The sequence below is a fragment of the Microbacterium sp. genome (assembly GCF_051953575.1).
GTDB lineage: Bacteria > Actinomycetota > Actinomycetes > Actinomycetales > Microbacteriaceae > Microbacterium.
Map to the genome: position 1 here is coordinate 1 of NZ_JBQCIP010000083.1, position 10,807 is coordinate 10,807.

A 10,807-nucleotide genomic window follows, 5' to 3' on the forward strand; every position below is an offset into this window, starting at 1 on the left:
GCCGGCGTCATCAAGACGACGTTCACCGAAGAGACCGAGACGGACCTGTTCGGCGAGCAGGCCGTCCTGTGCGGCGGCGTGTCGCAGCTGGTCGAATACGGCTTCGAGACGCTGACCGAGGCGGGCTACCAGCCGCAGATCGCGTACTTCGAGGTGCTGCACGAGCTGAAGCTCATCGTCGACCTCATGTGGGAGGGCGGCATCGCCAAGCAGCGCTGGTCGGTCTCGGACACGGCCGAGTACGGCGACTACGTCTCGGGCCCACGCGTCATCGATCCGCACGTCAAGGAGAACATGCAGGCCGTCCTCGCCGACATCCAGTCGGGCGCGTTCGCCAAGCGCTTCATCGACGACCAGGACAACGGCGCCGTCGAGTTCCACGAGCTGCGCGAGAAGGCCGCCCAGCACCCGATCGAGGCCGTGGGCAAGGACCTGCGCGCCCTGTTCGCGTGGAAGCAGCAGGACGAGGACTACGTCGAGGGCTCGGCCGCGCGCTGACCTCACCGTTCCGCCGAAGGCCCGGTTCCCGCTCGCGGGGCCGGGCCTTTCAGCGTGTCACCGGCTGTTCGCCGATTGCTGAGAGTTTCCTCATCGTCCGGGTCTTGTCGCGGACCTCGCGCGCGTGATGTGATCCTCGCCATGGGAGAACACATGCCTGACCACGCATCCGACGACCTCACCCCGCTCACGGATGATCCACCGCGGTCGGGCTTCAGCCGCCGCACCCTTCTGGTCGGCGCTTCGGCGGCCAGCGTGCTCGCCGCCGCCGGTTGGGGAGCGGCACCCAAGGCTGTAGCAGCCCCCGGCGAGAAGATCGTCAAGATCGCGATCATGGGCACGTCCGACATCCACTCGAACGCGCTCAACTGGGACTACTACAAGGACGCCGCGTATACCGACAGCGGCAAGAACGCCATCGGCCTCGCCCGCGTCTCGAGTCTCGTCAACCAGGTGCGCGCCGACGTGGGTCGCGAGCGCACGCTGCTGTTCGATGCCGGCGACACGATCCAGGGCACGCCTCTCGGCTTCTACTACGCCACCGTGGAGCCCGTGACGTCGACGGGGGCGATCCACCCGATGGCCGCCCAGTTCAACGCGATCGGCTATGACGCGGTCGCCCTCGGCAACCACGAGTTCAACTACGGGCTCGACTTCCTCGACAATTGGATCTCTCAGCTCGACGCGCCGGCGCTGGCGGCGAACGCGGTGCATGCGGGCACGACGGTGCCGCGATTCGAGCCGTTCATCATCAAGAACATGCACGCCGGGGCGGGGCTTCCGGCGATCCGTGTCGGCGTCCTCGGACTCACCAACCCCGGCGTCGTGATCTGGGACAAGGCGAACGTCAGCGGCAAGGTGGACGTGCTCGACGTGGTCGAGACGGCCGCGCGGTGGGTGCCGGTGATGCGTCGCCGCGGCGTCGACGTGATCGTCGTGAGCGTGCACGCGGGCGACAGCGGACTGTCGTCGTACGGCAGCGACCTGCCGGTCGAGAACGCGGCCGCGCTGCTGGCCGAAGAGGTGCCGGAGATCGACGTGATCCTCTTCGGCCACGCGCACAACGACAAGCCGCAGGTGGTCGTGACCAATAAGACAACGGGGAACCAGGTCGTCATGAGCGAGCCGGCCAAGTGGGGTCAGCGACTGAGCGTCTTCGAGCTGGACCTGGCGTTCTCTCGCGGGACGTGGCGAATCGTGTCGAAGTCCGCGCACTCCGTGAACGCGAACACGGTCGAGGACGACCCGGCGCTCGTGGCGGTCGTGAAGGCCCAGCACGATGCGGTCGTCGCGTATGTGAACACCGCGGTCGCGACGTCCACAGAGGTTCTCTCGGCGGCCGAGTCGTGCTGGAAGGACACCGCGATCCTCGACTACGTGAACCACGTGCAGGTCGAGACGGTGAAGAAGGCGATCGCCGGCACGCCGGAGGCATCCCTTCCTGTCGTCTCGATCGCGGCGCCGTTCAACCGCGCTGCCACGTTCCCCGCGGGCCAGGTGACCATCAAGGACATCGCCGGGCTCTACATCTACGACAACACACTGATGGCTTCGGTGCTCACGGGGGCGCAGATCAAGGACTATCTGGAGTACTCCGCCAAGTACTTCCAGCAGGTCGCGCCCGCCGCTGCTGTGGCGCCCGAGACCTGGACGAACGCGCTGAACACCCCGGACTACAACTACGACCAGTTCTCGGGCGTGACGTACGACATCGACATCTCGCAGCCTCAGGGCTCCCGCATCCTGAACCTCAAGTACGACAACGCGGATGTCGCGCCCGATCAGCGCTTCGTCGTCGCGGTCAACAACTACCGGCAGTCCGGCGGCGGCGGCTTCCCGCACATCGCCGCCGCACCGATGATCTACAACGCCCAGGTCGCCATCCGCGAGGCCATCGTCGCCTACGCCTCGGCGGCAGGCACGATCGACCCGGCCGACTTCCACGTCGTGAACTGGCAGCTGGTGCGCGCGGGCACGCCGGTCTTCTGACCTCTGATTCGTGCGGCCCGGCCCGGGTGAAGGGGCCGGGCCGCACGTCGTATCGTCCCTCAGCCGGCGGGCGTCGCCTCAGGCGTCGAGAGCACGTCGCTGCAGAGCGGACGCCACGGCCCCAGGTCGGAGAGGAACGTCTCCCATTCCGCACGCGAGAGCTCACCCCCGGCGATGCGGCAGGCCGCTGCGGCCTGCTCGGCGGGCTCCAGGGTCACGTACCGGACGCCGACGGCGCCCGAGAGCGTGAACCCGCCGCCGTCCGCGTCGATCTCCGACGGGGCCGCGAGATCGGGGACGCGGATCGGAGGGCCCAGCGCTCGCCCGGACGGAAGATCGCGCACGCTGACCGTTTCACCGGCGGTCGTCACGAGCGTCCGTCCGGCGTCGTCGACGCTCAGGTGCACCGACGACGCGGGATCGGGGTCGATGACTCCCCGCGGGGCGAGGCCGAGCGTGAGGGACAGCAGGCCGGAGCGGTCGGCGGCGATCACTCGGGCGCCCGCCACGACAGTGCGTGTCGTGCCGTCGAGCCCGTCGGAAAGGAGCCGGCCATCGGAGTCGTAGACACGAGTCCGCCAGTGCGGCGCGGCATCCGCCCAGCCGGTGACGACGATCCGCGTGCCGTCGGAGGTCGCCGAGACCGAACTCGGCGCGATATCGAGTTCGATCGGATCGCCGACGCGCCTCAGCGTCTCCAGGTCATAGCGCGCGAGGCGATAGCGTCCGGCAGCGGGATCGATGGGGATCAGTCCGTACAGCCGCCCGCCGGTCGCCGTGAAGAACCACTGCACCGGGTCGGCCAGCACGGCCTTCGTCGCGATGCCGTGGGCGACGTCGTAGAGCGCGTAGTGCTCGCCGCGGGTCTGCGGGTCGTCGAACACGAGGAACAGGCGGCCCGGGCCGATCCACTCCGCGGCGGCCGCGAAGGCCTGGGTGCGCGCGGGATCGGGATCGGTGAAGGTCGTGAGATCGACGACGGCGGTGCCCGTCCGCACGTCCCAGACGGTCAGCGGCCGCCGGTCTTCGGCGTCGGCGTCCCGCGCGGCGCGCGAGCCGGTGACGAGGTACGCGCCCGACGGGTCGATCCCCGTCAGCGCGTAGGCGTCCGGTCCGCCGATGGGGAGGGATGCCGGATCGTCCTCGATTCCGGCCGCCACGACGCCGAGCAGCGCTGAACGGGTGCGCACGTCGTCGGGCCACCGCTGCGAGGCGGCGACGGCCAGCAGCGCCGAGACGGCAGGGTCGGTGCCGGCGAGGTCGAGTGAGCGGCTCGTGATCTGCTGGATGAGACGATCCTCGGCGGCGGCCGAGGCGTCGCGCCCTTTCACGATCGCGATGCCGGCCGCGACGACCGTGACCACGACGAGCACCGCGGCGCCGGCCCACAGGGTCCAGCGCAGCCCGCGGATTCGCGGCGTGGCGTCGCGCGCCGGGCGCGACATGTCAGGGCCCGCCGGCGGCAGCGCTGCCGAGCACGTCCGCGCAGAGTGGATGCTGCGGCCCGAGGTCCGAGAGGTAGGTCGCCCATTCCTCGGCTGTGGGCTCGCGGCCGGCGAGGCGGCACGCGGCCGCCGCGTGCGCGGCCGGATCGAGCGTCCAGTGCGAGACGTGCCGCAGGCCCGACATGTAGAAGCCGCTGCCGCTGCCGTCGGGCCAGGCCGTGCTGCTGACCCTCGACGTGGGGATCCAGCCGCCCAGCCGTCGCCGCGAGTCGAGGTCGATGATCGCGAGGCCGGGCGACGGCGTGGCGGCGAGCAGATTCGTCCCCGCCACGGCGAGCTGCGTGCCCTGATTGACCCCGCCGGGGAGGGGGCCGAGCTCATCGATGTCGAGGGAGTACCGCTCCAGCTCGGTGACGTTGTTCGCGATGATCTCGCCGTCGCCCGTGACGGTCGAACGGGATGCCGCGGGCAGGCCGGATGCCCGCATCGTCCCGTCGTTGTCGTAGACGGCCGTCTCCCAGAGGGTCGCGCCGTCGAGATACATCGTGGCGACGATCCCCGACCCGTCCTGGAGGGGCGAGACGGACTGCACCTCGGCCTCGAGCTCGATGGTGCCGCCGAGACGCTCGAGCGTATGGGCGCGCAGCGGCACGATGGTCGGGGGGTCGGAGTCGGCGACGAGCGCGTAGACCACGTCGCCCCCTGGCGCGCGCCAGTAGCGCAAGAACCCCCTGAGATCCGGTCGATCGATCAGCCTGTCGTGCGCGACGTCGTAGATCAGGCGGCGTTCGACCTCGATCGCTCGCGCCGCCGATTCGTCGCCCGCTTCGGCCGCGGCGGTCGCCTGGGCTTCGCCGCTCGGGCTGAAGACCACGACCGAGAGCGTCGCATCATCCAGCCAGTCCGCCTCGACCGCGATGCCGTCAGCGAAGTCGTCCGCGCGCACGAGATCCGACAGCGCACCCACGGGGGCGTTTCGCGCGATGTCCCACAGCACCAGGTCGCGGTCGTCCGTCCATGCCGCCTCCGTCGTGTTGAGGACGACGTACCGCTCGGATGGGTCGGCGCCGGTGAACGCGACCGTGTCGGGCGGGCCGATCGAGTCGCTCGCCGGTCCGCCGTCATCGGCCTTCCGGCGTTCGATCGACGGCGAGACGGAGCTCATCACGACGAGTTCGGACTCGTCGCGGCTGAGCGCGATGTCACCCGCTCCGAGCTGGTCCTGCCCTGTTGAGGAGATGAGCGCGCCGGTGGTGAGGGCGCGAGTCGTGAACTGACCCCCCAGAGACACGCAGAACAGGAGGCCTTGCACCGACGAGGCGACAGCCCGCCGGCATTCGTCGTCCGCGACGTGATCGCGGCTCCATCGGACGGCGCCGGTGGCGGCGTCGACAGCGGCGACCTGGCTCCTGCCATCGGTGATGATGAGTCCTGGCGCGGCGATCACCCGCCAGCCGCCCGACTCCGGCGGCACGGTGAAGCGACGCAGCACGGTGAGGGATGACGGGTCGAGGATCGCTCCGTCGCCGGTGACGTCGGTGACGACCACGGCCCCGTCGGACGTGAAGCCTGAGGCAGCCAGCGACGGCTGGTCAGCAGGGATGGGGGCCCGGGAGAACTGCGCTCGGGAGACCACGCCGGTGTCGCGATCGACGACGACCACCGTTCCGTTCGACGCCCAGCTGGCGTAGCGGCCGTCTGCCGAGATCTCGAGGGCCTCGCCCCATTCCGGAACCGGTATCGGGGCTCCGATCCGCGCGCCTGTCTTCACGTCGAAGAAGTGGATCAGCTCATCGCGGCGAAGGGGGTCGATGGCGTCCTCCTCCGGAATCTCGTCGGCATGTTGCAGCACGACGATCGTGGCGCCGTCGTCACTGACTCGGATCCAGGGCCGTACTGGCTGCTTCATGGCAGGGAAGTCGTCGGAGATGGTGCGGATGAGATCGCCGGTGACGATGCTGCGGATCTCGAGGACCTTCTTGTCGCGCACGACTGCGACCTCGTCGGTGCCGGGAATGGGCCACGCGCCGATCCGCTCGGTGGCATCGGGGATCACGGCCGTGCCGATCAGTCCGTGGGCGGCCGTCATCATGGTCAGCAGGGCGTCGCGTGACCGGGCGTCGCCGGGCCACTGCCGGTACGCGGCGACAGCCATGAGCGCCGCGACATCGGCGTCCGTCTCCACCAGACTCTTGGAGCGATTGGTCACGGCTTCGGTCAGCCGGTCCTCGGCTGACGCCGCGGCTTCCTGTCCGCGCACGATCGCGAAGCCGCCCGACACGAGCGCACCGATGAGCATCACCGTGGCGCCCGTGAGGAGCAGGCGCAGCTGCCTGTTGGTCCGGGCGTCGCGCGCCGTCTGCTGCTCCAAGGCGCGCAGTTCGCTCTGCTCGCGCGCGGACGAGGCCTCGATGAGCTCGCGTTCGATGTCGGTGAGATCCGGATCGGATGCCTCGCGCCATTCCACCGCTGCCTGCAGGCGTGCGCCGCGGAGCAGGTCCTCGTCCCGGCGCCCGTCCGTTTCCCAGACCTCGGCGGCCGTGGCGATCAGCGCCATGATGCGCGCGCCCGCCGCATCCTGTTCGAGCCAGGAGTCCAGGCGCGGCCACGCCTTCGCCACCGCCTCGTGGGCCACCATGACGCTGTCGCCGTCGACCGTGAGCAGGCGTGCCGCCACGAGGCGGTCGAGCACGCGTCGGCGGGTGCCGTCGGCGATCAGCGGTTCGAGGTGCGCGATGCGGCGCACCGACGCGCCGTCCGGTCCCCGCTGCACGAGGCGCAGCAACAGGGTGCGGCAGGCCTCGGTCTCGCCCGGTTCGAGCGCGCGGTACAGGGTCTCGGCCGACTGGCCGATGGCGCCCGCGATGCCGCCGGATGCCTCGTAGCCCGCGACGTCAGCGTCGCGCCCTCTCGACGCAGCCACGTCTCCACCAGCGCGTGCGAGACATGGGGCAGCGTGGCACGGCGGTCGCCGGCATCCCTCAGGATCAGCTCGACCAGACCCGGCTCCAGCCGCAGTCCCGCGCGGGCAGCGGGACGTTCGATCGCCGCGCGCAGACCGTCGGCCGAGAGCGGGCCGACGGCGTAGACGCCGCGGCCGATCGCCGCGCCGATGCGGGGGAGACCGGTCGCCCGGTCGAGGAAGTCGCTGCGCAGCGTCATCAGGACGGTGGCGCCGTCGGCGAGCACGTCGGCGACGATCGCGCACAGTTCGTCGGACTCGCGCGGATCGAGCTGGAACACGGTCTCGGCCTGATCGATGACGATGACCTCCGCCCGTCCGCGCTGGGCGATGCGAGCTCGGAGGTCGACCGCCGCATCCCGCCCCGCGGTGACCACGGCAAGACGACGGCCTTCCGAGATGAGGGGGACCACGCCTGCGAGCACGAGCGAGGACTTGCCCGATCCCGAGGCGCCGACCACCACGGTCAGCGACCCCGGGCGGGCGCGGTCGCGGATCGCGGCGATGTCATCCTCGCGGCCGAAGAACTCATCGGCGTCGTCGGGCGAGAAGGCCGACAGACCACGGTACGGGCACGCCTCACTGACGCGGTGCAGGGTCCGCACCGGTGCGAGCGCCGGGTCCTGCTGCAGCATGGCGGCTTCGAGCGATCGCAGGCGCTCGCCGATGTCGATGCCGAGCTCGTCCGCCAGCCGCTCGCGCGCCGCGCGCAGGGTCGCCAGCGCCTCGGCCTGGCGGCCGGCGCGGTAGTTCGCCATCGCGAGAATCGCCCAGCGGTTCTCGCGCAGCGGCCGCGCCCGCACGAGACGTTCGGCGTCGGCGATGACGGCGCGGTGCTCGCCATCGGCGAGGCGGGCTTCGAGCAGCTCCTCCTCGGCGCTGTCGCGGATCTCTGCCAGTCGCGCCGATTCGACGGCCGCGGGCTCCCAATCGGCGAGCTCGGGGTACGGCTGCCCCCGCCACAGCGCCAGAGCGCGCCGGTACGCATCGATCGCACGGTCGTGCTCCTCGTGAAGTGCCTGCAGCCGTGCGGCCGAGACGAGCCGTTCGAACTCGAACGCGTCGATGGTCGCCGGGTCGAGCCCGAGCGCGTACTCGGACCCGCGCGTGACCACCGCCGTCGCGCCGAGGCCGGAGCGGATGCGGGCGACCGAGGTCTTCACCTGCTGCGGCCACGTGCGCGGCGGTTCCTCGCCCCAGTACGCCTCCGCCAGTTCGCCAGGCGTGACCGCCCGCCCCGCGCACACGATCAGTGCGGCGAGCACCGCCCGCTCCCGCGGGCTCAGGGCGTGCTCGCTCCCCGTATCGAGCGGCCCCAGCACCCTGATGGCCATGCACACAGTGTGAGAGTCCGCGGCACCAGCGTCAACGGGCTGCGGGCGCGGCGAGTACCGGGTGAGTACCGGCCGTGCGCGAGACGGATACCGGATGCCGCGACTCTGGGTTCACCGCGGCGCAGAGCTCCTGCGGCCGATCAGGGAAGGAAGACCACATGAACGCCACCAGGGTCATCCGTCGCACGGTCGTCGCGGCCGTCGGCGTCGCCGTCGCGATGGTGCTCGCGGCGGGTGCCATCACTGCCGTCGCCGCATCGTCGGGGGACGATCGCCACGCCGGCGGCTCCGCCCGCGTGTCGATGCTGTTCCAGTAGACCGCGCGTATCAGGGCGGGCGAAGATCCGCTCTACACCACACGACACCGAGACCCGGTGTCGCCCGAAGAAAGGAAAGGCCATGGACGGCATCACCACCGTGACCCTGGCCGACCGCGTGCATCGCGAGCGGACGGCCGAGCTGGTCCGCGAACACGAGGCCCGACGCAACATCGCCGACCGCGGTGTGCAACTGACACCCGAGACCCCGATCGCCCACGCATACGTCGGGCTGGGGCTGTGGCTGCACGAGCACTTCGCCCGGCCGCGCCGGCCGCGCTTCGCCTGAGCATCGAGACCCGCCGCGACGGGGAGCGGCGGGTCTCGCGCCTGTCACCACAGCCGTTCCGACGGCGAGCTCGGCGGTAGGCTTCACCGCATGCCTGCACTCCGCCCTGTCGAGATCGCTGTCCAGGACCCCGCGGGCGCCCGCATCGCGATGGCCGGTGGAGCGACGCGTCTGGAGCTGTGCCAGGCGCTCGAGGCGGGCGGTCTGACGCCTTCGCTCGGACTGCTCGAGGCGGTGCTGGCCGCGGTCGACCCCGCCGCCGTGAATGTGCTGGTCCGCCCACGCGGCGGCGGCTTCGTGTACGACGCCGACGAGGTCGCGATCGTGACCGCCGACATCCGCGCCTGCGTCGAGCGCGGAGCGGGCGGCGTCGTGGTGGGCACGCTCGACGCGTCGGGCGGTCTGGATCTCGAAACGCTTCGTCGCTGGCGGGATGCCGCAGGCCCCGCGACACTCGTGTTCCATCGCGCGATCGACGCGTCAGCAGACCCCGCGGCCGTGTTCGACGCCCTCGTCGCCGAAGGCGTCGACCGCGGGCTGACCTCGGGCGGCGCCGCCCGCTCGATCGACGGCCTGGACGCGCTCGCCGCCTTCGCAGCGCGATCGGGCGATGTCGAGGTGATGGCGGGCGGCGGTGTGCAGCCCGCCGACATCCCGGCGCTGTTCGCGGCCGGCGTCGACGCCGTGCATCTGTCGGCGCGGGGCCGCGCCGGCCACGACGCCCCCTCCGGCCCCGGCGGCGGATCGGCAGGGCACGACATCACCGATGCTGCAGTGGTCGCCGCAGCGGTGGCGGCGGCTCGCTGACCGGCCCGGCCGCTCGCACAGAGGCGGCCGCCGTCGTTCCACGGCAGTACGCTGGGGACGTGACCAACGGCCGCGAAGACGACGCCCTGTCCTGGGACGGTGACGACGATCCCACGCTCGACGTCGGCGCGTCCCGCGACGTCGGACCCGACGACGTCGAGCCCGACACCGAGCCGGCGACTGCGCCGGAGCTTCCCGAGGGCTTCACGGCTGTCGGCAGGGGCAGCGAGACCGTGGATGCCGCCGCAGCGGTGGATGCGGCATCCGTCTCCCGTCCGGCGATCGCGGAGCGCGCACCGATGGGCAACGGCGAGTTGGTCGGTGTCGGCGTGCTGGGCGGCGTGTACGCGCTCTTCGCGATCGGCTGGATCATCGGAGGGCTGCGTCTGCAGGGGACCGCGGCCTTCCTCGTGTCGCCGGTGGGCTATCAGGTGAGCCTCTGGCTGGCTGTCCTCGCGCCGATCGTGTGGTTCGGCACCGTATTCCTGCTCACCGCGCGGTCCAAGCCGTGGGTGCGGATGGTCTGGCTCATCGCCGGCGCGGTCCTGCTGCTGCCGTGGCCGTTCATCATGGTGGGGGCGATCGGACGATGAGCGAAGAGATTTCGGATGCCGCGACCCCTGCACGCGCGTCGCGCCTGCAGATGCCCGTCTGGGGCCTGGTCGCCATCGCCGTGCTGTTCGGCCTGTTCTACGCCTACGCGTTGTGGAACGCGCTGGCGTTCCTGATCGACCAGGCCACCGGACCGCTGGGACTCAACGGCTACGGCTGGTTCGTGCTGCTGCTCGCGGTGGTCTTCCCGCTGATCGCGTTCGCGATCGCCTTCGCAGTGGGGTGGCGCCGTCTGTGGTGGCACTTCGCCCTGGTGCTGCTCACCGGCCTGTGCGTCGTGGCGGTGTTCTGGCTGAACGTGATCGCGTACGCGGCCGTCTACGGCGCCGCCTTCCTCGGCTGACCCCCGCCGGCGCCGTCACACGGTCAGAGGTCCCCGGCCGCCCGCGATAGGCTGGCCGGTGTAGGCCTCGCCCCCGACGGCGTGCGGCGCGGCAACGATCCCATCCGAGCAATGCCGCGTGCTCGCGCGCTGTCACCGAAGGAACACCGTGACGAAGCCTGTCGTTCTGATCGCCGAAGAACTCTCTCCCGCCACGATCGACGCCCTGGGT

7 protein-coding genes and 2 pseudogenes are annotated in these 10,807 nt (G+C 71.0%); 7 read left to right on the forward strand and 2 right to left on the reverse strand.

Translation table 11 applies throughout. From position 1 onward, the window contains the following. Together ACTHNQ_RS05865 and ACTHNQ_RS05870 are read left to right on the forward strand one after the other, a co-directional pair. Positions 1–498 (forward strand): annotated as a pseudogene (locus tag ACTHNQ_RS05865) (ketol-acid reductoisomerase); the annotation flags it as partial. A 153-nt stretch (positions 499–651) separates the two neighbouring features. Then, positions 652–2,487, forward strand: coding sequence for a bifunctional metallophosphatase/5'-nucleotidase (locus tag ACTHNQ_RS05870; RefSeq protein ID WP_440331940.1), 1,836 nt, complete (start codon positions 652–654; stop codon positions 2,485–2,487). Positions 2,488–2,546: 59 nt separating this feature from the next. On the opposite strand, the gene ACTHNQ_RS05875 is transcribed toward ACTHNQ_RS05870, so the two are convergent. Further along, entirely contained in the window at positions 2,547–3,932 is a 1,386-nt protein-coding gene (locus ACTHNQ_RS05875; RefSeq protein WP_440331942.1) for a hypothetical protein, read from the reverse strand. 1 nt (position 3,933) lies between these two features. Next, a pseudogene (locus ACTHNQ_RS05880) lies at positions 3,934–8,228 on the reverse strand (nSTAND1 domain-containing NTPase). A gap of 158 nt (positions 8,229–8,386) precedes the next feature. On the opposite strand from ACTHNQ_RS05880, the gene ACTHNQ_RS05885 reads away from it, so the two are divergent. The 5 genes from ACTHNQ_RS05885 to ACTHNQ_RS05905 all read left to right on the forward strand — a co-directional run bounded on the left by ACTHNQ_RS05885 (position 8,387) and on the right by ACTHNQ_RS05905 (position 10,596). After that, the gene (locus ACTHNQ_RS05885) at positions 8,387–8,545 is read left to right on the forward strand and encodes a hypothetical protein (RefSeq protein ID WP_018171158.1); all 159 of its coding nucleotides are present in this window, start codon (positions 8,387–8,389) and stop codon (positions 8,543–8,545) included. A gap of 82 nt (positions 8,546–8,627) precedes the next feature. Continuing rightward, positions 8,628–8,834 carry a hypothetical protein gene (locus ACTHNQ_RS05890; RefSeq protein ID WP_018171157.1) on the forward strand — a complete coding sequence of 69 codons (207 nt, stop codon included), beginning with the start codon at positions 8,628–8,630 and terminating at the stop codon, positions 8,832–8,834. A 90-nt stretch (positions 8,835–8,924) separates the two neighbouring features. Then, positions 8,925–9,641: a copper homeostasis protein CutC gene (locus ACTHNQ_RS05895; RefSeq protein ID WP_440331944.1), complete on the forward strand. Its 717-nt coding sequence runs from the start codon at positions 8,925–8,927 to the stop codon at positions 9,639–9,641. A gap of 59 nt (positions 9,642–9,700) precedes the next feature. Continuing rightward, a complete protein-coding gene (locus tag ACTHNQ_RS05900) occupies positions 9,701–10,234 on the forward strand; it encodes a hypothetical protein (protein ID WP_018171155.1) in 534 nt (177 codons plus the stop codon). Further along, a complete protein-coding gene (locus tag ACTHNQ_RS05905) occupies positions 10,231–10,596 on the forward strand; it encodes a bacitracin resistance protein (protein WP_440331946.1) in 366 nt (121 codons plus the stop codon). The genes ACTHNQ_RS05900 and ACTHNQ_RS05905 overlap by 4 nt, the downstream gene beginning before the upstream one ends. Positions 10,597–10,807 lie beyond the last annotated feature (211 nt).